At 59.3% G+C, this 22361-nt stretch carries 20 protein-coding genes, 2 rRNA genes and 1 riboswitch (1 of these 23 running past the window's edge); of the genes, 14 read left to right on the plus strand and 8 right to left on the minus strand.

The genetic code is table 11. The annotated features are described in order from the left end of the window. From I6L35_RS09750 to I6L35_RS09775, 6 genes are all read left to right on the plus strand, one after another. Positions 1-568, plus strand: a 23S ribosomal RNA gene (locus tag I6L35_RS09750); it begins 2322 nt to the left of the window's first position. Between the two features lie 109 nt (positions 569-677). Next, positions 678-792 (plus strand): 5S ribosomal RNA (rrf, locus tag I6L35_RS09755). Positions 793-1076: 284 nt separating this feature from the next. Further along, positions 1077-1529 (plus strand): pullulanase, encoded by a 453-nt coding sequence (locus I6L35_RS09760; RefSeq protein ID WP_005349109.1) that lies wholly within the window; start codon positions 1077-1079, stop codon positions 1527-1529. Positions 1530-1740: 211 nt separating this feature from the next. Then, on the plus strand, positions 1741-3888 hold the full coding sequence (locus I6L35_RS09765) for an adenosylcobalamin-dependent ribonucleoside-diphosphate reductase (RefSeq protein WP_216980144.1): 2148 nt from the start codon (positions 1741-1743) through the stop codon (positions 3886-3888). Positions 3889-3898: 10 nt separating this feature from the next. Continuing rightward, positions 3899-4582 carry an NrdJb gene (locus I6L35_RS09770; RefSeq protein WP_021231985.1) on the plus strand — a complete coding sequence of 228 codons (684 nt, stop codon included), beginning with the start codon at positions 3899-3901 and terminating at the stop codon, positions 4580-4582. 220 nt (positions 4583-4802) lie between these two features. Next, on the plus strand, positions 4803-6173 hold the full coding sequence (locus tag I6L35_RS09775) for a PhoH family protein (RefSeq protein ID WP_005358170.1): 1371 nt from the start codon (positions 4803-4805) through the stop codon (positions 6171-6173). 85 nt (positions 6174-6258) lie between these two features. Here I6L35_RS09775 and thiQ read toward each other — a convergent pair whose 3' ends face one another. Genes thiQ through thiB form a run of 3 tightly spaced genes read right to left on the minus strand, consistent with a single transcriptional unit; the run spans position 6259 to position 9534 of the window. Then, positions 6259-6951 carry a thiamine ABC transporter ATP-binding protein gene (gene thiQ / locus I6L35_RS09780; protein ID WP_216980145.1) on the minus strand — a complete coding sequence of 231 codons (693 nt, stop codon included), beginning with the start codon at positions 6949-6951 and terminating at the stop codon, positions 6259-6261. Continuing rightward, positions 6938-8557, minus strand: a complete 1620-nt coding sequence (gene thiP / locus I6L35_RS09785) for a thiamine/thiamine pyrophosphate ABC transporter permease (protein WP_216980266.1) — start codon at positions 8555-8557, stop codon at positions 6938-6940. The genes thiQ and thiP overlap by 14 nt, the downstream gene beginning before the upstream one ends. After that, on the minus strand, positions 8554-9534 hold the full coding sequence (gene thiB, locus I6L35_RS09790) for a thiamine ABC transporter substrate binding subunit (protein WP_216980146.1): 981 nt from the start codon (positions 9532-9534) through the stop codon (positions 8554-8556). Before thiB ends, thiP begins: the two co-directional genes overlap by 4 nt. 60 nt (positions 9535-9594) lie before the next feature. Beyond that, positions 9595-9685: riboswitch (TPP riboswitch) on the minus strand. Positions 9686-9774: 89 nt separating this feature from the next. On the opposite strand from thiB, the gene I6L35_RS09795 reads away from it, so the two are divergent. Next, positions 9775-10065 (plus strand): PilZ domain-containing protein, encoded by a 291-nt coding sequence (locus I6L35_RS09795; RefSeq protein ID WP_216952900.1) that lies wholly within the window; start codon positions 9775-9777, stop codon positions 10063-10065. Between the two features lie 28 nt (positions 10066-10093). Here the strand turns inward: I6L35_RS09795 and I6L35_RS09800 are convergent, their stop codons facing one another. The 5 genes from I6L35_RS09800 to leuA form a co-directional block, all read right to left on the minus strand. Continuing rightward, positions 10094-11023 (minus strand): transglutaminase domain-containing protein, encoded by a 930-nt coding sequence (locus I6L35_RS09800; protein WP_128815265.1) that lies wholly within the window; start codon positions 11021-11023, stop codon positions 10094-10096. A 117-nt stretch (positions 11024-11140) separates the two neighbouring features. Beyond that, the gene (gene leuD / locus I6L35_RS09805; protein ID WP_100654506.1) at positions 11141-11740 is read right to left on the minus strand and encodes a 3-isopropylmalate dehydratase small subunit; all 600 of its coding nucleotides are present in this window, start codon (positions 11738-11740) and stop codon (positions 11141-11143) included. Positions 11741-11752: 12 nt separating this feature from the next. Further along, positions 11753-13150 carry a 3-isopropylmalate dehydratase large subunit gene (gene leuC, locus I6L35_RS09810; RefSeq protein WP_216980147.1) on the minus strand — a complete coding sequence of 466 codons (1398 nt, stop codon included), beginning with the start codon at positions 13148-13150 and terminating at the stop codon, positions 11753-11755. Between the two features lie 33 nt (positions 13151-13183). Further along, entirely contained in the window at positions 13184-14269 is a 1086-nt protein-coding gene (leuB, locus tag I6L35_RS09815) for a 3-isopropylmalate dehydrogenase (protein ID WP_216980148.1), read from the minus strand. A gap of 132 nt (positions 14270-14401) precedes the next feature. Continuing rightward, entirely contained in the window at positions 14402-15964 is a 1563-nt protein-coding gene (gene leuA / locus I6L35_RS09820; protein WP_123173743.1) for a 2-isopropylmalate synthase, read from the minus strand. A gap of 408 nt (positions 15965-16372) precedes the next feature. On the opposite strand from leuA, the gene I6L35_RS09825 reads away from it, so the two are divergent. The 7 genes from I6L35_RS09825 (at position 16373) to I6L35_RS09855 (ending at position 22254) form a co-directional block, all read left to right on the plus strand. Beyond that, on the plus strand, positions 16373-16993 hold the full coding sequence (locus I6L35_RS09825) for a TetR/AcrR family transcriptional regulator (RefSeq protein ID WP_216980149.1): 621 nt from the start codon (positions 16373-16375) through the stop codon (positions 16991-16993). Between the two features lie 126 nt (positions 16994-17119). After that, positions 17120-17623 carry a phosphatase PAP2 family protein gene (locus I6L35_RS09830; protein ID WP_005341190.1) on the plus strand — a complete coding sequence of 168 codons (504 nt, stop codon included), beginning with the start codon at positions 17120-17122 and terminating at the stop codon, positions 17621-17623. Next, positions 17620-18729, plus strand: a complete 1110-nt coding sequence (locus I6L35_RS09835) for an MJ1255/VC2487 family glycosyltransferase (protein ID WP_216980150.1) — start codon at positions 17620-17622, stop codon at positions 18727-18729. Before I6L35_RS09830 ends, I6L35_RS09835 begins: the two co-directional genes overlap by 4 nt. Before the next feature lie 37 nt (positions 18730-18766). After that, on the plus strand, positions 18767-18919 hold the full coding sequence (locus I6L35_RS09840) for a hypothetical protein (RefSeq protein ID WP_005339147.1): 153 nt from the start codon (positions 18767-18769) through the stop codon (positions 18917-18919). A 390-nt stretch (positions 18920-19309) separates the two neighbouring features. Beyond that, positions 19310-21028 (plus strand): acetolactate synthase 3 large subunit, encoded by a 1719-nt coding sequence (locus tag I6L35_RS09845; protein ID WP_216980151.1) that lies wholly within the window; start codon positions 19310-19312, stop codon positions 21026-21028. After that, a complete protein-coding gene (ilvN, locus tag I6L35_RS09850; RefSeq protein WP_005311605.1) occupies positions 21028-21522 on the plus strand; it encodes an acetolactate synthase small subunit in 495 nt (164 codons plus the stop codon). Before I6L35_RS09845 ends, ilvN begins: the two co-directional genes overlap by 1 nt. Before the next feature lie 105 nt (positions 21523-21627). Then, on the plus strand, positions 21628-22254 hold the full coding sequence (locus tag I6L35_RS09855) for a LysE family translocator (protein WP_216980267.1): 627 nt from the start codon (positions 21628-21630) through the stop codon (positions 22252-22254). Positions 22255-22361: the final 107 nt, after the last annotated feature.

Here is a 22361-nt window from a genome sequence, read left to right on the forward strand (position 1 = left end):
GCCAGCTTAACTGCGAGACGGACAGGTCGAGCAGGTACGAAAGTAGGTCATAGTGATCCGGTGGTTCTGAATGGAAGGGCCATCGCTCAACGGATAAAAGGTACTCCGGGGATAACAGGCTGATACCGCCCAAGAGTTCATATCGACGGCGGTGTTTGGCACCTCGATGTCGGCTCATCACATCCTGGGGCTGAAGTCGGTCCCAAGGGTATGGCTGTTCGCCATTTAAAGTGGTACGCGAGCTGGGTTCAGAACGTCGTGAGACAGTTCGGTCCCTATCTGCCGTGGGCGTTGGATGATTGAAGGGAGTTGCTCCTAGTACGAGAGGACCGGAGTGAACGAACCTCTGGTGTTCGGGTTGTCACGCCAGTGGCACTGCCCGGTAGCTAAGTTCGGAATCGATAACCGCTGAAAGCATCTAAGCGGGAAGCGAGCCCTGAGATGAGTCATCCCTGACCCCTTGAGGGTCCTAAAGGGCCGTTGGAGACCACAACGTTGATAGGTGGGGTGTGTAAGCGCGGCGACGTGTTGAGCTAACCCATACTAATTACCCGTGAGGCTTAACCATACAACACCCAAGAAGTGTTCTAAGGCTTGTAGCAAACCTAAGCGAACTACTAATTCAGTGATAATGACTCAGTCGTTATTCACGTCAGCTTTCTGGATTGAAGAATTTGCTTGGCGGCCATAGCGCCGTGGAACCACCTGATCCCATGCCGAACTCAGAAGTGAAACGCGGTAGCGCCGATGGTAGTGTGGCATTCGCCATGCGAGAGTAGGACACTGCCAGGCACCCAATACAAGAAACCCCGCTCATCGAGCGGGGTTTTTTATTGCCTGCAATTCATCACGTCGCCGGATTATTATACTTCCCCCTTCTTGTCATTCATTGATTACCCTTCTAAAGCCCCAAAAAGACCTCTTTTTCTGTTCGATATTTGCTCACCAATTCAATGTGTTGGATACAAAAAGTACAGAATGTGATGCCTCTACCTTTCTTGTTATGTCTCCTCTGGTTTAATTCTTCAGTCCATATTGATGGACCAAGGAATCACAATAATTTAAGGAATAGACTCATGTTCAAGAGAACAGTAACGATGATGCTGGCGGCGGGAACCCTGGTATTAGGCGGTTGCGCATCCAATGGTGGTGCAGAGCAGGCGGGGGCAGACAACAGCGACTTCGGTGGCAAGTCCATCTACCTGCGCGGGGAGATGAACGACTGGATGGCGACTGATGAAAGCAAGGTAGTCAAGGTAGCCGACAAGCTCTACATGGCCAAAGGTACCCTCAAGAAAGAGTGGGCCCCCTACAAGTTCAAGTTTGCTGATTCAGGCTGGAGCTGCGGTACCAACTTTGGCTACAAGAGCCCGAGTGATGGTGTTGCCGTACTGGGTGGTGAGGCTGTGCCGGTCAACCCCTGTTCCAAGTATGAGGACATGAAGTTCTCACCGGATGCCGATGGCGTCTACGAGTTCTATCTGAATATGGCGGGTGAAACACCGACGGTATACGTCAAGAAGCCCTGATCTATCTCTGAGTGTTAAATCTCTCAGTAAATTAATCAGTTAAGTGCCTCGGCCCAGAAATCTGCTGGCCGGGGCATTTTTTTAGGTTAGAATCGGCGCCCTCATGGCATCAGGTGTACTATATATTGTGTCATTAATTTTAGACGGCACCATTGGTTGTGTTTTCTGCTGTTGTCGTGATGTCGATGCATTCACATAAGGTTGATTGAAAATGGCTAAATCGAACCCGGTGCTGGAGAGTGAGCTTGGCTCCCGCCTTATCCCCATGCAGGAAACGTCCCTCGAGATCTGGGATAGCAAGTATCGCCTCAAGAGCAAGGATGGCACTCCCATCGACAGCTCTATCGATGAGACCTACCAGCGGGTAGCCCGTGCGTTGGCAGAGCAGGAGCTGGAGCCTGAGGCCTGGTATGAGCCGTTCCTGTGGGCGCTGCGCAATGGGGCCATTCCGGCGGGCCGCATCACCTCCAACGCCGGGGCGTTTGAGCACAAGCCTGCGACTTCGACCATCAACTGTACTGTTTCCGGCACCATCGAAGATTCGATGGACGATATCCTCGGCAAGGTGCACGAGGCTGGCCTGACCCTGAAAGCCGGTTGTGGTATCGGCTACGACTTCTCGACCCTGCGTCCACGTGGTGCCTTTGTCTCCGGTGCCGGTGCTTACACCTCCGGCCCGCTCTCCTTCATGGATATCTATGACAAGATGTGTTTCACCGTCTCGTCAGCCGGTGGCCGTCGCGGCGCCCAGATGGGCACCATGGATATCCGCCATCCCGATGTGATCGAGTTTATTCAGGCCAAGCGTGAAGATGGCCGCCTGCGTCAGTTCAACCTCTCCCTGCTCATCACCGAAGATTTCGTCAAGGCGGTGAAAGAGGATGCCCCCTGGTCGCTGATCTTCCCTTACACCGCCAAAGAGGTGGAGCAGGATGGCATTGCGCTGGACGATCCCGCTCAGGTGCTCTGGGCCGACTGGCCCAACAAGGAAGGGGTTGTATTCAACGAGTTGGGGCAGGTCGCTTGTAAGGTCTACAAGACCATGCCAGCCCGCAAGCTGTGGAATGTCATTATGACCTCCACCTATGACTATGCAGAGCCCGGCTTCATCCTGATCGACAAGGTCAACCAGATGAACAACAACTGGTTCTGTGAAGAGATCCGCGCGACCAACCCCTGTGGCGAGCAGCCGTTGCCGCCCTACGGTGCCTGTCTGCTGGGCTCGGTCAATCTGACCAAGTTTGTGCGCGACCCTTTTACTGAAAACGCGGCATTCGATTGGCAGGCGTTTCGCAAGGTGGTGGCCATCTTTACCCGCATGCTCGACAACGTGGTGGAGATCAACCAGCTGCCACTGGCTAAACAGCGCGAGGAGATCACAGCCAAGCGCCGGCATGGCATGGGTTTCCTGGGTCTTGGTTCGACCCTCACCATGCTGCAGATCAAGTACGGCTCTGCGGCATCCGTAGCCTTTACCGAGCAGGTATCCCAGGAGCTGGCGATGACCGGCTGGCAGGAGTCCCTGCGTCTTGCCAAGGAGAAGGGCCCAGCCCCCATCATGGAGCAGGAGTTTGAAGTGACCGGCAAGATGCTGCGTCTGCGCCCGGAAATGGCGGCTGATGGCATCAAGGTGGGCGACAAGGTGAAGGGCAAGGTGCTGCATGCGCGCTACAGCCGCTACATGCAGCAGGTTGCCGAAGTGGATCCTGCGCTGGTCGCCGAGCTGGCCGAAGTGGGTGGGCGTTTCACTCACCACAGCAGTATTGCGCCGACCGGCACCATCTCGCTGTCACTGGCCAACAACGCCAGCAACGGCATCGAGCCGAGTTTTGCCCACCACTACAGCCGCAACGTCATCAAGCCGGGCAAGAAGAGCAAGGAGAGCGTCGACGTCTACTCCTTCGAGCTGCTGGCCTACCGCGAGCTGGTGAATCCGGCCGCCATGCCCTATGCCGATGATGAGGCGAGCCGTCTGCCGGGCTATTTCATTACTGCCGACGACATCAGCCCGGCCCAGCACGTGGACATTCAGGCGGCGGCCCAGCGCTGGATTGACTCTTCCATCTCCAAGACTGCCAACGTGCCGACTGATTTCCCGTTCGAGAAGTTCAAGGACATCTACATGTATGCCTCGGACTCCGGTCTCAAGGGCTGCACCACCTTCCGTTTCAACCCGGAGGCCTTCCAGGGCGTGCTGGTGAAGGAGAAGGATCTGGAGAACACCCTGTACGATTTCACCCTGGAGGATGGCTCCGTCATCTCCGTCAAGGGGAACGAAGAGATTGAATACGATGGCGAGCTGCATACGGCCGCCAACCTCTACGACGCCTTGAAAGAAGGCTATTACGGTAAATTCTGAGAACGACATTATGGTCAAGAAGATCGACAAGAAAATCGTCGCCTACAAGGTGCGTACCAAGGATGAGCCGCAAGAAGATCTCTCTGCGCAGGATGACGTGGTGCATATGCACGAAACCGTGCTGCGCCCGGAGCGGCTGATGGGCACCACCTACAAGCTGAAGACGCCGGAGCATGTCTCCGAGCACTCGCTGTTCATCACCATCAACGACATTATTCTCAACGAAGGCACAGTGCACGAAACCCGCCGTCCGTTCGAGATCTTCATCAACTCCAAGAGTCTGGAACACTACCAGTGGATCGTGGCGTTGACCCGCATCATCTCGGCGGTATTCCGCAAGGGTGGGGATGTCACATTCCTGGTGGAGGAGCTGCGCTCGGTGTTTGATCCCAAGGGAGGTTACTGGAACAAGGGCAAGTATGTGCCGTCGCTGATCGCCGAAATTGGCAACGTGATCGAGAGCCATCTCACCGAGATCGGCATGCTCAAGGCGCCGGGGTTGGACGAGCATCAGCAGGCATTTCTGGCCGAGAAGCAGGCCGAGTTGAAAGCCGCTCAGGAGGCTGAAGAGCAGCAGGCGAGCAGTGGTTTTCCGGCCAATGCCGCGCTCTGCTACAAGTGCCATACCAAGGCGTTGGTGCTGAAGGATGGCTGCATGACCTGCCTCAACTGTGGCGACTCCAAGTGCGGCTGACAGGCATGCCCAAGTAGTTGAACGATAGAGAAAAGACCGGCCGCAGTGCCGGTCTTTGCATTGCTGTTTTTATGCGCAATCAAATCAGGCGGCCCAGTGATTTGTTGCGCGATAGTAAAATCGGGCGTAGCGTTGAAGGTAATAAAACTGTCACGGCCGTGTGGTTTCAATGACATCCGAGATTCACACACGTGGCCCTTCAGTGCCAAGGAGGATGCTTATGGACAATACGGACCGAAAGCTGTTTATCCTGGATACCAACGTTCTGCTTCACGAACCCCTCGCTATCTACTCCTTCAAAGAGCACGACGTGCTCATCCCCATGACGGTGCTGGAAGAGCTCGATAACATCAAGGATCGCAACAAGGATGTCAGCCGCGACGCGCGGGTGGCCATTCGTGCGCTGGAAGATGTGTTCCGCGATGCAACCCCGGATCAGATCACCCAGGGCGTGCCGCTGGCTGGCGAAGCGAGCGGCAATATCTGCATCTTTAGCGATCACCATCTGCCGCAGGATGCCGAGGTCTTTACCGACAAGGAGGCCGACAACCGTATCATCAACGCGGCCCTCTATCTGCAAAAGCATGAGTTGAAGCGTCAGGTGGTGCTGGTCACCAAAGATATCAACATGCGCCTCAAGGCCAAAGGGGCCGGGCTTGCTCACGTTGAAGATTACCGTAGTGACCAGCTGATCGACGATATCCGCCTGCTGGCCAAAGGCTTTCAGGTGGTGCCCGGCAGCTTCTGGGAGCGGGTTGGCGAGTGCGAGAGCGAGACCCATGGCCGCGACACCATCCATGTGATCGATGCCAATCTGCTGGAAGGGGTTCACGTAAACCAGTATCTGGTGGATGAAGAGAATTTCTTCGCCGCTCGGGTACTCAGCCACGATGGCAACAAGATCCGCATCAAGGATCTGGGGCGCGAGCGGCTGATGTCCCGCAAGGCGTGGGGTGTGCATCCCAAGAACGTCTATCAGGGGATGGCGCTGGATGCACTGCTCGATCCGCACATCGATCTGGTGATCCTGACCGGCCCGGCGGGTTGCGGCAAAACCTTGCTGGCCATGGCTGCTGCGCTGGAGCTGGTGATTGAGAAGGGCATTTACGAGAAGGTGATCGTCACCCGGAATACGCCGGAAATTGCCGAAAGCATCGGCTTCCTGCCCGGCACCGAAGAGGAGAAGATGATGCCCTGGTTGGCGGCGGTGACCGACACCCTGGAGGTGCTGCACAAGCAGGACGAGAACATGAGCGGCTCGCTCAGCTACATCATGGAGAAGGCCAATATCCAGTTCAAATCGGTCAACTTCATGCGCGGGCGCAGCATCCAGAACACCTTCGTATTGCTGGATGAATGCCAGAACCTGACCGCATCCCAGATCAAGACCATCATCACACGCTGCGGCGAAGGCACCAAGATCGTCTGCTCCGGTAACCTGGCCCAGATCGACTCCAACTATCTGAGCCCGGTGACCTCGGGTCTCACCTACATAGTCGAGCGTTTCAAGGATTTTGACGGCAGTGCCAACATCTTCCTCAATGGCGTGGTGCGTAGCAGATTGGCATCCTTTGCCGAGGAAAACCTCTGATTTAGCTGACTATCTTCATATGAAAAAGGGAAGCCACTTGGCTTCCCTTTTTTGATCCCGTCACCAGTTCAGTGTCCTTGGGTCACTATCCAAGGTAGCGCAGCAGCCCCGGGTGGTCGCTATTTTGCAGAATATCCGGCTTGCCTTGCAGGGCGATGCGCCCCTCGTCGACAAACAGCACCTGATCGGCAATCAGCTGGGCATCTTCAGGATTGTGGGAGACCATCAGTACGGTAATGCCTTGCTCGCAGGCTAGCCTCGCCACTTCCGCCAGCATCTCCCGGCGCAGGGCGGGATCGAGGGCAGAGAAGGGCTCATCCAGCAGCAGCAGCGGTTTGCCGCGCACCAGCGCGCGAGCCAGCGCGACCCGCTGCTGCTGGCCGCCGGAGAGCTGCTCCGGCAGACGGTTTAGCATCTCGCCAAGACCAACCCGCTCGGCTGCATCGATCACCTGTGCCCGCTGGGCGGCACTCAGGCGCAGACCCGGGTGCAAGCCGATGGCGATATTGTCGAACACCGACAGGTGCAGGAACAGGTTGTGATCCTGAAACAGGGTGGTGACTGGCCGCTCGGCCGGGCCCAGCGGCAACAGATCTTCGCCATCGAAGCTGAGGCTGCCCGACTCCACCGGCACGAATCCGGCGATCATCCCGAGCAGGGTCGATTTGCCTGCGCCGCTTGGGCCAATCAGCGCGGTGATCTCCCCTTTGGGCAGCTTCGCGCTGAAGCTGACGCGCCAGTCGGGGTAGCTGGTCACCAGCGTATCAATGTTCAGCATGTTTTCCTCCAAGTCCCCGTTCCACCAGCCAGAACAGGGAGAAACAGAGTGTCAGCAGCAGCAGGGCGGTGGCGGCCGCTTCGGTCAGCCGGTAACTGCCGAGCTGCTGGTAGAGCAGCCAGGGCAGGGTGGTGAGCTCCTGGCTGCCAAACATGGCGATGGCACCAAGATCCCCCAGCGAGAGGATCATCGACAGCGCCATCGCCAGTGCCAGCGGACGGCGCAGCAGCGGCCACTCCACCAGCCGCAGGCGATGCAGGCCACGTACCCCCAGGCTGTCCGCCAGCCGGTCATACTGGCGCACCACCAGCTGCATGGGGGCGGAGAGGGTGCGAAGCACATAGGGTAGCGCCATCAGGGCGTTGACCAGCACCACCAGCCAGGGGCCGAGGGCGAACACGTCGGCAAAGGGCATAAACAGGATGAACAGGCCGGTAGAGAGCACCACTGCCGGGATCATCAGGATCACCGAGCCGCTGGCTTCCCACAGGGCGGCAGCCCGTCGCTTGCGAACCCGTACCCGCAGATGACGGCTGGTGAGCAGCAGTGCGCCACCGAGCAGGGTGGCAAGGGTGCCCGCCGCCAGCGCAATCAACAGTGACTGGCCGCTCGCCTGCCACAGCTTGCTGGACGTGAGCGCCGTCAGCAGGTCGGGTTGAAGGCCTGCCACCACGATGGCCAGCAGCGGTGGCAGAAAGATGGCGAGCCCGATGCCGAGCGAGAGGAGATCCACCACGGCCGCGCCCGGCTGATGACGGTCCGGCCGCAGACTGGGGCGATGGGGAGTCACCCGACTAGCCGGGGTAGTCTGCAGCTTGTGCTGCAGGGCGAGCAGGGCGGCGGTCAGGATGAGCTGTACCAGCGCCAGTCCGCCCGCGGTGGCGAGATCGAAGTCAAAGCGCAGCGCTTGATAGACTGCCACCTCCAGGGTGGTCGATTTCGGCCCGCCCCCCAGTGCCAGCACTGTGGTGAAGCTGGTGAAGCAGAGCATAAAGATGAGGCTGGCCAGCCCGGGCAATATGCCGCGAATAAGCGGCCACTCCAGCAGCCAGAAGATATGGGATGAGCGCATGCCGAGCTGGCTGGCGAGGCGCCAGCTCGATTCGGGGATGCTCTCGATGCTCTGCAGGATGAGACGTGCCGCCAGCGGCATGTTGAAGAAGACATGGGCCAGCAGAATGCCGAACAGGCCGTAGAGATAGTTGCCGGGATCCAGCCCCAAGCTGCGCAGCAGTTGCGGCAGCCACCCCTGTTTGCCGTGTACCGCTACTATGCCGAAGATGGCGATGATGACCGGCAGTACCAGCGAGAGACCAAACAGCTTGATCAGCAGGGTTCGGCCAAGGAATCGCCGCCGCGCCAGCGCGCGGGCCACCGGAATGGCCAGCCCGAGACTCAGCAGGGTGGAGAGCAGTGCCTGTCCCAGACTGAAGCCCAGCACATGACGCAGATAAGGGTCTGCGAGCAGGGTGCGGGGTGCCAGCGAACCGGCCTGCCACAACAGGGCCGCGAGCGGCCCGAGGGATAACAGCAGGATCAACAGGGTGGCGGCACTGCCCGGCAGCCACCAGAGGGGACGAGCCTGTGGTTTCAGATAACGGCTCACTGGGTGACGGCTTGCAGCCACTCGCGGATCCACCCTTTGCGATTGGCGGCCACCTCATCGCTGCTGAAGGCGAGCGGCTTGGCTACGGTGATCATCTGCTCGAAGCCCTTGGGCAGCGGCGTGTCGATAACCGGATACATCCAGTTGCCGGTCGGGATTTCCTGCTGGAAGGCGGGGCTCACCATAAATTGCAGGAACTGGTCAGCCAGCTTCTCCTGTTTGGCGCTCTTCAGCTTGGCGGCCACTTCCACCTGACGGTAGTGGCCCTCTTCAAACGCCGCAGCCTGATACTGGGGCTTTTTCTCGGCAATCAGGTGATAGGCCGGAGAGGTGGTGTAGGAGAGCACCATGTCCGCTTCGCCATCGAGGAACATGCCATAGGCCTCTGACCACCCCTTGGTGACGGTGACCGTCTTCCTGGCCAGCTCGGCCCAGGCGGCAGGCGCCTTGTCGCCATAAACAGACTTCATCCACAGCATCAGCCCCTGCCCCGGGGTAGAGGTGCGGGGATCCTGATAGATCACTTTGAGGTCGGGGCGCTCCACCAGCTCTTTCAGGCTCTTGGGCGGCTGCTTGAGTTTGTCTTTGTCATAGACGAAGGCGAAGTAGCCGTAGTCGTAGGGGACGAAGGTGTCATCCTGCCAGCCGCCCGGCACCTTGATGCTTTCGAGCTTGGCGGGATGGGGGACGAACAGGCCGCTCTGCTTGGCTTCGCTGATGAGGGCATCGTCGAGCCCCAGCACCAGATCGGCCTTGCTGTGGTTGCCCTCCAGCCGCAGCCGGTTGAGGATGGCTACCCCATCTTCGAGGGGAACCAGATTGAGGGTGCAGTCGCACGCTTTCTCGAAGGCCTGTTTGATCTTGGGCCCCGGACCCCACTCGGCAGTGAAAGAGCTGTAGGTGTAGACGGTAAGGGTGTCGGCGGCGAACACATTGGCCGACAGCAGGCCGGTGGTGACCAGCAGCAGGGTCTTCATGGGTGGCACTCCCTATTACTTGTTAATAACGAGGTGCCAGCGGGTGAGGGCGCAAAAAATGAGCGCCATGCCTCAAATTCCTCCGCCAGCATTATCTGGATCAGGTACACGGGTATAATCTCAGCGGTAAACCGCACCCCGTTTGAGAAACGAACCGCATTGTATTAACGTTCTTTTGGGTAGACCAGCACAATTGTGCAATACCCATGAGATGACGCCCACCCAACAGAGGATGTTTGCGTGCTTACCAATACCAAGGAAAGGCGTGCCTTTGCGCGCATGGTCATCAATGCTCCGGTCACCGTCTATCAGCAGCAGCTGGAGCTGGAGGGGATCTGCCGGGATCTCAGTGCCAACGGCATGGGGATTGCGGTCTCTGAACACCAGCTCGACATCAATCAGCCCATCCGGATCAGTCTTGCCACCAACAACAACCTGTTGCCCCCCTTTGAAGCTCATGCGCGTATTATACGGGTACTGGAGGAGGAGAGCGGGTTGCTGCTGGCGGTAGAGTTTCTGCCTCAGGGTTAATCCTTGTTCTCCCTATCGGCAGAGGGAGTTAGCCTTTCTCCTGAACCGGCTGCACACTCAACTGCTTGCTATCGACCAGCGTTTTGCTGGTCGATGCTATTTGGCCAGCAGGCAAGGTGGCGGGACCGGTAGGTTCGAGCAGCAGGTAGTTCTGCCCCTGCCAGTTGAGGGTCACATCCCCCGGCTTGGCGGGCAGGTCAACAGCCAGCAGGGCATGGCCGGGGACGAACACCATGGCCTGTTTCAGCTCGGGAAAGAGCTGGGCCAGCATGGCGGCCATCAGGGTTACCTTGCTGTCGCAATCACCCCGGTTCTGCTCCAGCACCTGACGGGGAGATAGAAATCCCTTGCCCTGTCTTCCATTCAGGCTGTCGAGCTGCTGATAGGGGATGCTCTGGATAAAGGTGAGCATATGGGCCACGGTTTTCTGGCGCGCTTCTATTTCGGTACTGCCCTGCTGTTTGAGTTGATCCGCCAGTGGAGCCAGCCCGCTGCGACTCTCCAGCGCGATGCGCACATGATCCTGCTTCACCGCCAGCTGCCCGTCCGGGGTGTTGAAGTACTGGAAGTAGTGTTTGGTCAGCCACGCCTGCTCCTCTTTGCTCCGCTTGGACTGCAGAAAGGCCATCGCCTCGCGCGCCTTGTCCTGATTGCGGCTTTTCAGATGCAGCTCCAGCGAGGGACGGGCGAGGGTGAACTGCACCTCGGGGTAGTTCTGGCGCACCTCCCGCAGCAACACCTGCAACACCTCCTCCTGCATTCTCGCCGGGCGATAGGCGATAAGGGGCGGTAACTTGCCCTGTTCGAGCCGGTAGGTGAGCTGTTGGGATTTGCCTTCGCTATCCTGCCAGCCGACGCTGATCTGGCCGAGGCTGTTGTTGAAGCTGGTTTGGCTGGCCCCCGCAGGCAGGGCAAGCAGCAGGGCACAGAGCAGAGGAATTGCCGTCGGTCTCTTCATCATCCTTTCCTGTGGCACGGGCCAGTTCCGGTGGCCCAAAGTGGGAAGCGTAGCGGACAGTAAAACAGGGAGCCGAAGCTCCCTGTTGATTCTACTCGTTTTTTTGCAACTGGCGCGTTAAATCCAGCTGGGCTGCTTCGCCTCAAAAGCGCTGATGGCGGCCTCGTGCTGCAGGGTCAGACCGATGGCATCCAGCCCGTTGAGCAGGCAGTAACGGCGGAATTCATCGATCTCGAAACCGAAGCAGAGGCTACCTGCACGTACCTGATTGGCCTCCAGATCCACCTCGATCTCGATGCCCGGCTTGGCGGCCACCAGCTGGAACAGGGCATCGACCTCCTCTTCCTTCAGGCGTACCGGCACCATGCCGTTGTTGATGGCGTTGCCGTAGAAGATGTCGGCAAAGCTCGGGGCTATGATGGTTTTGAAGCCGTAGTCCGCCAGCGCCCAGGGGGCGTGCTCGCGGCTCGAGCCGCAGCCGAAGTTCTCGCGGGCCAGCAGAATGCTGGCACCGGCGAATTGCGGTTGGTTGAGCACGAACTCGGGGTTGGGCTGCTGGCCGGCATCGTCCAGGAAGCGCCAGTCGTGGAACAGGTGCTTGCCAAAACCGATGCGGTTTACTTTTTGCAAAAACTGTTTGGGAATGATGGCGTCGGTGTCGACGTTGGCGCTGTCGAGGGGGACGACGATCCCTTTGTGTTGTTTGAATCCTGTCATCTCTCTTCCCTCTTACAGTGCGCGAATGTCGGCGAAGCGGCCGGTAACGGCGGCGGCGGCGGCCATGGCCGGGCTCACCAGATGGGTGCGGCCGGCACGGCCCTGACGTCCTTCGAAGTTGCGGTTGCTGGTGGAGGCGCAGCGCTCCCCTGGTTGCAGCCGGTCGTTGTTCATTGCCAGACACATGGAGCAGCCGGGCAGGCGCCACTCAAAACCGGCCTCGATGAAGATCTTGTCGAGCCCCTCGGCTTCGGCTTGTGCCTTCACCTGCTCGGAGCCAGGCACCACCAGCGCCTGCACGCCAGCGGCCACCTTGCGACCGCGGGCGATGGCGGCGGCAGCACGCAGATCCTCGATGCGGCTGTTGGTGCACGATCCGATAAACACCTTGTCGATGGCGACGTCGGAGAGCTTCTGGCCCGGTTGCAAGTCCATGTAGGCGAGCGCCTTGCGGGCGGATTGCTGCTCCATCAGATCGCTGAAGGATTCTGGCGCCGGAATCGGTTCATTGACGGCGATCACCTGACCCGGGTTGGTGCCCCAGGTGACCTGAGGGGCGATGTCGGCGGCGTCGAGCACCACTTCGGCATCGAATTTGGCATCGGCATCGCTCTTGAGGCTCTGCCAGTAGGCGATGGCCTGCTCCAGCACCTCGCCCTTGGGGGCGAACTCCTTGCCGCGAATGTAGTCTATGGTGGTCTGGTCGGGGGCGATCATGCCCGCCTTGGCGCCGAGCTCGATGGCCATGTTGCACACCGTCATCCGCCCTTCCATGGAGAGGCTCGCAATGGCCTCGCCAGCGAACTCCACCACGTAGCCGGTACCACCGGCGTGGCCTACCTTGCCGATAATGGCCAGTACCACGTCTTTGGCGCTGATGCCCTCGGCCAGCTTGCCATTGACCGAAATGCGCATGGTCTTGGCGCGGCCCTGTTTCAGGGTCTGGGTCGCCATCACATGCTCCACTTCGGAGGTGCCGATACCGAACGCCAGCGAACCGAAGGCGCCGTGGGTGGCAGTGTGGGAGTCACCGCAGACGATGGTGGTGCCGGGCAGGGTAATACCGAGCTCGGGGCCCATCACATGGACTATGCCCTGATATTTGTGGTTGAGATCGTAGAGGCGAACCCCGAACTCTTTACAGTTGTCGGCCAGCGTCTCCATCTGGATGCGGGCCATCTCGCCGGAGGCGGCGATGTCCTTGGTGGTGGTGGAGACGTTGTGATCCATGGTAGCCCAAGTCAGATCCGGGCGGCGCAGCTGGCGATTCATGGCGCGCAGGCCGTCGAATGCCTGCGGGCTGGTCACTTCATGCACCAGATGGCGGTCGATGTAGATGAGGGGGGTCTCCCCTTCCACTTCCCGTACCACGTGGGCGTCGAATACTTTCTGATAGAGGGTCTTGGCCATTGCTTCTCTCTTCCTTGTTCTCTGTTATGCGGCTCAGATCCGGGCGGCGATCTGGCTACCCATCTCGGACGTGCTCTGCACCGGATGGCGGGCGCTGGCCTGATGCAGGTCGGCGGTGAAGTAACCCTCGGCCAGGGTCTGGGCCACGGCCTGCTCAATGGCCTGGGCGGCAGCCTCTTGACCCAGGCTGTAGCGCAGCATCAGGGCGGCGGAGAGGATCTGGGCGATGGGGTTGGCAATCCCTTTGCCGGCGATATCCGGGGCCGAACCACCGGCCGGTTCGAACAGGCCGAAACCCGATTCGTTGAGGCTGGCGGAGGGGAGAAGTCCCATGGAGCCGGTGATCATGGCGCACTCGTCGGAGAGGATGTCACCGAACAGGTTGGAGCAGAGCAGCACGTCGAACTGGGACGGATCCTTGATGAGCTGCATAGTGGCGTTGTCGATATACATATGGTTCAGTTCGACATCGGGATAATCCTTGGCAACTTGCGTCACCACCTCACGCCACAGAATGGAGGAGGCGAGCACGTTGGCCTTGTCGATGGAGGTGACCTTGGCCTTGCGCACGCGGGCGGATTCGAAGGCTATCTTGGCGATGCGCTCGATCTCGAAGCGATGGTATACCTCGGTGTCTAATGCCTTCTCGGTGGGGCCTTCCCCTTCACGCCCCTTGGGCTGACCGAAGTAGATGCCGCCGGTCAGCTCGCGCACGCAGGCGATGTCAAAACCGCGATCGGAGATGTCGGCACGCAGCGGGGAGAACTGTTCCAGACCGGTATAGATACGGGCCGGACGCAGGTTGCAGAACAGCTTGAAGTGGGCGCGCAGGGGCAGCAGGGCGCCACGCTCAGGCTGATCGTTGGGGGGCAGATGTTCCCATTTCGGGCCGCCCACCGAGCCGAACAGCACGGCGTCGGCCGCTTCACAGCCAGCGATGGTGCTCTGCGGCAGCGGGGTGCCGTGGTTGTCGATGGCGATGCCGCCCACGTCGTGGCGATCATATTCGAAGGCAAAGCCGAACCTAGCCTGCACCTTTTCCAGCACCTTGACGGCCTCGGCCATCACTTCCGGGCCAATGCCGTCACCCGGCAATACTGCGATCCGATAACTGCTCATACACTCTCCATCCTGATATTGTCGTTGAGATCCCTCTGTCCGGTTTCCCCGACGCTGCGCGCGGTTGCCGGTTCAGACGTTCCCCGTCCTGATGTTGTCATTCCATGCCGTCTGTGTGGCTGCGAGTCCTGCTCAGACGGTTTCTGATTTGATGCTGTTATTGCGTTCCATCTGCTCGGCCACCTGATCGGCGCGCCAGATACTGTTGATCACATGGAGCAGGGCGTGGGCCGAGGATTCGATGATGTCGGTGGCCAGCCCCATGCCGTGGAATTTGCGTCCTTTGTACTCGGCGACGATATCGACCTGACCGAGGGCATCTTCCCCTTCGCCCTTGCTCTTGAGGGCATATTTGTCGATGCGGATCTCATAGCCGGTGATGCGGTTGATGCACTGGTAGACAGCATCAACCGGACCATTGCCGGTGGCCGCTTCACAGATCAGATCCTGCCCCACCTTCAATTTGACCGAGGCGGTGGCCAGCACCGAACTGCCGCTCTGGACCCCGAGGTACTCCAGCTTGAAGTGCTCCGGCTCTTCGTGGATCTGGCTGAAGAAGGCCAGCGCTTCGAGGTCGTAGTCGAACACCTGCCCCTTCTTATCGGCCAGGGTCAGGAACTTGCCGTAGAGGTGGTCGAGGTCGTAGCTGCTCTCGGCATACCCCATGGACTCCATCCGGTGCTTGATGACGTGGCGGCCGGAGCGGGAGGTCATGTTGAGGTTGTTCTGGGTCAGGCCAATGCTCTCGGGAGTGATGATTTCGTAGGTATTTTTCGCCTTGAGCACCCCATCCTGATGGATGCCGGAGCTGTGGGAGAAGGCGTTGGCCCCGACGATCGCCTTGTTGGGCTGCACCGGCATATTGCACAGCTGGCTGACCAGCGTGCTGGTACGATGAATTTCGTTGTGGCGGATATTGGTTTGCACCCCGAGCAGGTCGGCGCGGGTTTTGAGGATCATCGCCACCTCTTCCAGCGAGCAGTTGCCCGCCCGCTCGCCGATGCCGTTGATGGTGCACTCGATCTGGCGGGCTCCCATTTGCACCGCGCCGATGGAGTTGGCCACCGAGAGCCCCAGATCGTCGTGGCAGTGGACCGAGATGATCGCCTTGTCGATATTGGGGACCCGGTTGAACAGGGTGTGGATGATGCCGGAGAACTCGGTCGGTACCGTGTAGCCCACGGTATCGGGGATATTGATGGTACGGGCCCCCGCCTTGATGGCGGCCTCCACCATGCGGCAGAGATTATCGATCGGCGTGCGGCCCGCATCCTCGCAGGAGAACTCCACATCATCGGTGTAGCGCAGGGCGTGCTTGATGGCGCCGATCCCCATCTCCAGCACATCCTCGAAGCTCTTTTTCAGCTTGCTCTCCACATGGATGGAGGAGGTGGAGATAAAGGTATGGATGCGAAACGCCTCGGCGACCCGCAAGGCTTCGCCAGCGGCGTCGATATCCTTGGGCAAGGCGCGGGCGAGGGCGCAGACCCGGCTGTTTTTGATGTGGCGGGCGATGGTCTGCACCGATTGAAAATCGCCGGGAGAGGAGACTGGGAAGCCCACCTCCATGACGTCGACACCGAGCCGCTCCAGTGCCTGGGCGATCTGCAGCTTCTCCTTGACTGTCAAACTGGCCGCCAGGGCCTGCTCACCATCACGCAAGGTGGTGTCGAATATGATGACCCGATCTGACATGTGACTTCCCTCTTCCTAAGTTCGGTAACGTGCATCCTGCGGCGGCATAAAAAAACCCGTGCAGGGTGCACGGGTTTTTGTAAATTCCGGCTATGCCTTAGCCCGGCTACAAGGATCCCGCGCGAGTTAACGCGATTAGGGAGATTAGTAGTAGCGGGGTGGCGATACGCATGACGTTGTTATTCCTTCCAGTCGATAACGCTTTTACCAATATCGAGATTTTTATGCTGTGTCAACACGGAAGGTCAGGGGCAATCTGCTGACGTATTTAATCGGATTGTAAAGGATTGCAAATTTCCTTGTCCCATATTCGGCCCATGACCGATTATCTGGTCATTCCTGCTGTGCTCTATTCTCTGCACAACCAGATCGACTTATCAGCATTGGCTGAATTATCTGAGGTGTTAAATGGAAAAACGTAGACCTGGTCGTCCGGTCGGACGTTCTGACATTCGTGACAAGTTGCTTGCTGCTGCCCGTGAGCGTTTTCTCAATACTCCCTATAGCAAGGTGACTACACGTGAAATCGCCGAGCTTGCCGGCTCCAATTTGGCGATGATCCACTACTACTTCGGCAGTAAAGAGGGTCTTTACAAAGCTGTGCTGGGTGATGTGGCCGAGCCTCTCGACCATGCTTGGCAAGATGAGCACAGCAATCACAGCTTGAACGAGCTGCTCAACACCTACTATCAGGTGATGGCGCCCAACAGCGAGTTGACCTCGGCTATCTCCAGCGCATTGTCGACCGAGAAGAGCCCGGGCCGGGATTTTGTGCTGAGCCGTCTGCTGGAGCGTCAGCTGCCGCAGTTTGATGCCCTGCTGGAAACCATGAAGTCCAACGGCGAGCTGGGGGACGATCTGGACCCCGAGATGTTGAAGATCTCCTTCCTCAGCATGATGTGGCAGCCGTTTGTGATGAAAGATCTCTACGAGCAGGTGTTTGGCCTGAAAGTGGATGAGCACTTCATGGCCCGTCTGGCGGATCACAACTGTCGTCTGATGGAGACCGGCCTGCGCGGCAACCACTGATTTTGTCGCTACATCGAAATTAAAAAGGGCCATTAGGCCCTTTTTTCATAAATCTGTTATCCCTTGTTCAACGTCCTGTCATCCCGCCTTCCTACTCTGCAAGCAGAATTCAGGGAAGGAGGAGATATGAACAAGATCCAGCAATGGGACCTGCAGGTGTGCCGGGTCTGCCTGCTTCACGGTTACAACCGGCAGCAGGCGAGGGTGAGTCGTCTCATTTCCCGCACCGGTGATGGCCCGCTTTACGCCGTGCTGGCCGCCTTGCTCTGGTGGCTGGGGGAGGCAGAGCGTGAACTGGTTCGACTGGCGCTGCTTGCCTTCGCCATCGAACTGCCCCTCTATCTGCTGCTGAAAAACAGCCTGAAACGGCAACGGCCAGTCGGTTTGCCGGTCTTTATCACCCCTTCCGATCGCTACAGCCTTCCCTCCGGCCATACCGCCGCAGCCTTTCTGATGGCCACCATACTGGCCGCCGGTTTTCCGCTCTGGGCACCCCTGCTGTTTGGCTGGGCGGCACTGGTGGGGGCATCCCGGTTGCTGCTCGGGGTACACTACCTGAGCGATCTGGTAGCCGGGGCTCTGCTGGGTGGTGGTTGCGCCGTGCTGGCGCTCGGCTGGAGCCATTCATGAGGATACTCTTCGGGGTGCAGGGCACCGGCAACGGCCACATCAGTCGCAGTCGCACCCTGGCGCGGGCGTTGCGCACGGCAGGGGTCGAGGTGGATTATCTCTTTAGCGGCCGCTCCGCCGACTGCTACTTCGACATGGAGGAGTTTGGCGCCTACCGCGCCTTTCCCGGCCTCACTTTTGTCAGTTACGAGGGGCGAGTTTCTCCGTGGCGCACCCTGCAAGCCGCCTCGCCGCTCACCTTTTGGCGGGATCTGCGGTCTCTCGACTGCAGCGAATACGATCTGGTGGTGAGCGACTTTGAGCCGCTGACCGCCTACGCCGCCCGCCGCTATGGCAAGCCAAGCCTCACCGTTAGCCATCAGGCCAGCTTCAACTGGCCCATCCCGCGCTGGGGGGAGAATGGGATCAGCCGTCAGCTGATGCGCCACTTTGCCCCAGTGGATCAGCCGCTCGGGCTGCACTGGTTTCACTTCGGCCACCCCTTGCTACCACCGGTGATCGACCCCATCGCCGCCGCGCCGGATAACTGCGAGATCCTGGTCTATCTGCCGTTTGAGCAGACCGAGGCGATCGCTGCCCTGTTGTCGCGCTTTGGTCAGCAGCGCTTCGTCTGCTTTCATCCCGCCATTCGCACCCCGAGCCAGTGGCGCAACCTGTGCTTCGAACCGCCGTCGCGGCACGGATTTATCGCCGTGCTGGCCGGTTGTCGCGGCGTCATCTCCAACGCGGGTTTCGAGCTCGCTTCCGAGGCGCTCACCCTTGGCAAGAAGCTGCTGGTCAAGCCCCTCGGCGGCCAGTTCGAGCAGCTGACCAACGGCAAGACCCTCGAGATGATGGGGCTGGCGACCCTGATGGATGTGCTCGATGCCAATCTGGTGCGCACCTGGCTCGACAGCGCCTCGCCGGGGGCGGTTTGCTACCCCGATGTGGCGGGGGAGTTGGCCCGCTGGCTGGCTGCGGGTGCTGACGAGAGCGTGGCCTCTCTGTCTCGTCGGCTCTGGGCGCGCACCCTGTTTCCGGAGGAGGTGAGTGATCGCCTGAGCGAGCTGGATGGGGGAGAGCGTTTATCCGCTGGCTGGTTATCGCAAGTGAGCGTTGTTGACTAGACTGAAAGGCGACCCCACCAAGGAGAGGATGGAGCAAATGCGCTTTACCAATGAAAACGGCGAAGTCATGAACCTGGCTGACAATCTAACCCTGCACGAACTGCTCGATATGGGCGTCAGCATTTCTGTCAGTGAAGAGACCGATCCGGATCAGCAGATCTGGCTGGCGGAGCCGGATCAGGAGAACTGAGCCATCATTCGGCATCAAGCCCACCGCTGAGCGGTGGGCTTTTTTGTGGCTGTTTTTCTCCTCTGCGGAATGATCCACTGGCCATTCCCCGACATCCTTCCCTTTTGTCTCATGGTCGCAGTGGCAAGTCATTGAATGTTAATAGCTGGTTGAAATGTATGACTGTTCTGGTCAGATAAAGCCGTGGACAAGCGTTATGAAGCGGGTTAAGTTGTTTTTTCACCCGATTTTCGGGTCAATGATGGAAAAATCCTTTTTTTCTACTGTCGACGGGGCTGAATTGGGCCGATCTGCATTCAGATAACAACAAGAAACGGATCGGGCCGTGCCGGGAAGCACGGCATCGTCGGCGGGATTCGCTAAACGGAGCAAAGCCTGGAGGGCTTTATCATGGAGATGTTATCAGGCGCCCAGATGGTGGTTAGAGCGCTGGAAGATCAGGGAGTTGAGCACGTCTTCGGCTACCCTGGTGGCTCAGTACTCGACATCTATGACGCTCTCTTCGAAAACGGCAAGATGGAGCACGTCTTGGTGCGTCACGAGCAAGCCGCGGTTCACATGGCGGACGGTTACGCCCGTTCCACCGGCAAGGTGGGGACTGTGCTGGTGACCTCGGGCCCGGGAGCGACCAACTGCATTACCGGTATTGCCACCGCCTATATGGATTCCATTCCGCTGGTGATCCTCTCCGGCCAAGTGCCGACCAGCATGATCGGGGAGGATGCGTTTCAGGAGACCGACATGATCGGTATCTCCCGTCCGGTGGTCAAGCACAGCTTCCTGTGCAAGAAGGCGAGCGATATTCCCGAGGCCATCAAGAAGGCCTACTACATTGCCGCCAGCGGCCGCCCGGGGCCGGTGGTGGTGGATCTGCCCAAAGATGTGCAGAACCCGAAAGAGAAATTCCCCTACCAGTATCCCGAGACGGTCTCTCTGCGCTCCTACAATCCGACCAAATCCGGTCACAAGGGTCAGATCAAGCGAGCTGCCAAGCTGCTGGTGGATGCCCAGCGCCCGGTGATGTACGTGGGCGGCGGTGCCATCAATGCCAACGCGGATCATCTGGTGACCAAGCTGGCGGAGCTGCTGAATCTGCCGGTGACCACCACCCTGATGGGGTTGGGGGCCTTCCCCGGCACCCATCCGCAATTTATCGGCATGCTGGGGATGCACGGTACCTTCGAAGCCAACAAGACCATGCACAATGCGGATCTTATCTTCGCCGTGGGGGCCCGCTTCGATGACCGCGTAACCAACAACGTGGCCAAGTTCTGCCCCGATGCCACCGTGGTCCATATCGACATCGATCCCACCTCCATCTCCAAGACGGTACAGGCCCATGTGCCCATCGTCGGTTCGGTGGAAACCGTGCTTGAGCAGATGCTGGAAGTGGTCCGCGAGTGTGGCTTCGATAACGACAAGGAGGCGCTGGCGGACTGGTGGAACCAGATCAACCAGTGGCGCTCCCGTCACTGCCTGGCTTACGAAAAATCGTCCACCCAGATCAAGCCACAGCAGGTGATCGAGACTCTCTACAAGGTGACTCAGGGGCAGGCGTTCGTCGCCTCCGACGTCGGCCAGCATCAGATGTTTGCCGCTCTCTACTACCCGTTTGCCAAACCGCGCCAGTGGATCAACTCAGGGGGGCTCGGCACCATGGGCTTCGGTATTCCGGCCGCCATGGGGGCCCAGTTTGCCAACCCGGATGCGGTGGTCTGCTGCGTCACCGGCGACGGCTCGGTGCAGATGAATATTCAGGAGCTCTCTACCTGCATGCAGTACGGGGTGCCCATCAAGATCATCTCCATCAACAACCGTGCGCTGGGCATGGTCAAGCAGTGGCAGAAGATGTTCTACGGCGGTCGTCACAGCCACTCCTACATGGAGTCCCTGCCGGACTTCGTCAAACTGGCGGAAGCCTACGGCCACGTCGGTATCGCGGTGAGCGATCCGGCCGAGCTGGAGAGCGCCATGGAGAAAGCCTTCGCCATGAAGGATCGGCTGGTGTTCATGGATATCTCGGTCGACCCGGATGAGCACGTCTATCCGATGCAGATCAAGTTTGGTGCCATGGATGAGATGTGGCTGAGCAAGACGGAGAGAACCTGATGAGACACATCATTTCAGTACTGCTGGAGAACGAATCCGGCGCCCTGAGCCGCGTGGTGGGTCTCTTCTCCCAGCGCGGCTACAACATCGAGACCCTGACGGTGGCGCCGACCGAGGATCCCACCCTGTCGCGCATGACTATCGTCACCATGGGGGACGAGCGGGTGCTGGAGCAGATCCAGAAGCAGCTGCACAAGCTGGTGGATGTGCTCAAGGTGTGCGACCTGAGCGAAGGGGAGCATATCGAGCGGGAGATCGCGCTGGTCAAGGCGCGCGCCGCCGGTGGGGCCCGTGACGAGCTGAAACGGCTGGCGGATATCTTCCGTGGCCAGATCGTCGACGTCACCCCCGAGCAGTACACGGTACAGCTGGTGGGCACCAGCGAGAAGCTGGATGCCTTTATCAAGACTGCCGCCCAGACCAACGAGATCATCGAAGTGGTGCGCTCCGGTGTCTGCGGCATCTCTCGGGCGGACAAGGCGCTGCGCCCCTGATGGCTGGCGGGACAGCTGATGATGCGTCAGCTGCCGCAGAGTGAAGGAAAAGAGGGCTCTGCGGAGCCCCTTTTTGTTTGGTTCTTCTTTACGAGGGTAGGGATGATGTTCGGTATTCATGATCTTGCACTGTTTATGGTCTCGGGGCTGCTGCTCAATATCATGCCGGGACCGGACTCCTTGCTGGTCATGCTGCGCAGTGGCTCGCAAGGGTGGCGTGCCGGTTCGGTCGCGGCCCTTGGCATTGGCACCGGCGTCATGGTGCATGTGCTGGCGGCGGCCCTCGGTCTGTCAGCCCTGCTCAGTGCATCTGCCGAGTTGTTTGCCCTCATCAAGTTGGTTGGCGCCATCTACCTCATCTATCTGGGGTTCTCCCTGCTGCGCCAGCAGGCTACGGGTGCCATGGAGAGAGGGGCCACCCTGCCAGCCCTCTCCTATGGCCAGATTTACCGGCAGGGGGTGCTGACCAATGTGCTCAACCCCAAGGTGGCGCTCTTTTTCCTCGCCTTCGTGCCCCAGTTCATCGCACCGGATGCCCCCGACAAGGCGCTCGCTTTTATTCTGCTCGGCTGCATTTTCAATCTGGGCGGTATCATCTGGTGTCACCTGCTGGTCTTTACCACCGTCTATGCCAGCCACAGGGTACGGCTGTCACAGCGTCTCGGTCGCTGGCTCAACCGGGGCATCGGCACCCTGTTTGTCGGACTCGGGATCAAGCTCGCCAGCGACTAGCTCGCCGCTTTCTGACCTGGGGCAGATTATCGTGCGCCGCGCTGTGCTATGGTCGGCAGTCAGCTGCGGGGCCAGCCCCGCTCTCTCTTTTTCTGGTCAGCCCCACT

This window comes from Aeromonas sp. FDAARGOS 1405, assembly GCF_019048265.1.
Classification (GTDB): domain Bacteria; phylum Pseudomonadota; class Gammaproteobacteria; order Enterobacterales; family Aeromonadaceae; genus Aeromonas; species Aeromonas veronii_A.

What these genes read in the sequence shown, in the direction of transcription:
- thiQ (WP_216980145.1), bottom strand. Translation starts at nt 6,951, where the DNA reads ATGCTGAACATTGATACGCTGGTGACCAGCTACCCCGACTGGCGCGTC.
- I6L35_RS09765 (WP_216980144.1), top strand. Translation starts at nt 1,741, where the DNA reads ATGGCTAAATCGAACCCGGTGCTGGAGAGTGAGCTTGGCTCCCGCCTT.
- I6L35_RS09835 (WP_216980150.1), top strand. Translation starts at nt 17,620, where the DNA reads ATGAGGATACTCTTCGGGGTGCAGGGCACCGGCAACGGCCACATCAGT.
- leuD (WP_100654506.1), bottom strand. Translation starts at nt 11,740, where the DNA reads ATGACAGGATTCAAACAACACAAAGGGATCGTCGTCCCCCTCGACAGC.
- I6L35_RS09770 (WP_021231985.1), top strand. Translation starts at nt 3,899, where the DNA reads ATGGTCAAGAAGATCGACAAGAAAATCGTCGCCTACAAGGTGCGTACC.
- I6L35_RS09775 (WP_005358170.1), top strand. Translation starts at nt 4,803, where the DNA reads ATGGACAATACGGACCGAAAGCTGTTTATCCTGGATACCAACGTTCTG.
- I6L35_RS09845 (WP_216980151.1), top strand. Translation starts at nt 19,310, where the DNA reads ATGGAGATGTTATCAGGCGCCCAGATGGTGGTTAGAGCGCTGGAAGAT.
- I6L35_RS09800 (WP_128815265.1), bottom strand. Translation starts at nt 11,023, where the DNA reads ATGAAGAGACCGACGGCAATTCCTCTGCTCTGTGCCCTGCTGCTTGCC.
- leuA (WP_123173743.1), bottom strand. Translation starts at nt 15,964, where the DNA reads ATGTCAGATCGGGTCATCATATTCGACACCACCTTGCGTGATGGTGAG.
- leuC (WP_216980147.1), bottom strand. Translation starts at nt 13,150, where the DNA reads ATGGCCAAGACCCTCTATCAGAAAGTATTCGACGCCCACGTGGTACGG.
- I6L35_RS09825 (WP_216980149.1), top strand. Translation starts at nt 16,373, where the DNA reads ATGGAAAAACGTAGACCTGGTCGTCCGGTCGGACGTTCTGACATTCGT.
- leuB (WP_216980148.1), bottom strand. Translation starts at nt 14,269, where the DNA reads ATGAGCAGTTATCGGATCGCAGTATTGCCGGGTGACGGCATTGGCCCG.
- I6L35_RS09855 (WP_216980267.1), top strand. Translation starts at nt 21,628, where the DNA reads ATGTTCGGTATTCATGATCTTGCACTGTTTATGGTCTCGGGGCTGCTG.
- I6L35_RS09760 (WP_005349109.1), top strand. Translation starts at nt 1,077, where the DNA reads ATGTTCAAGAGAACAGTAACGATGATGCTGGCGGCGGGAACCCTGGTA.
- thiB (WP_216980146.1), bottom strand. Translation starts at nt 9,534, where the DNA reads ATGAAGACCCTGCTGCTGGTCACCACCGGCCTGCTGTCGGCCAATGTG.
- ilvN (WP_005311605.1), top strand. Translation starts at nt 21,028, where the DNA reads ATGAGACACATCATTTCAGTACTGCTGGAGAACGAATCCGGCGCCCTG.
- I6L35_RS09840 (WP_005339147.1), top strand. Translation starts at nt 18,767, where the DNA reads ATGCGCTTTACCAATGAAAACGGCGAAGTCATGAACCTGGCTGACAAT.
- I6L35_RS09830 (WP_005341190.1), top strand. Translation starts at nt 17,120, where the DNA reads ATGAACAAGATCCAGCAATGGGACCTGCAGGTGTGCCGGGTCTGCCTG.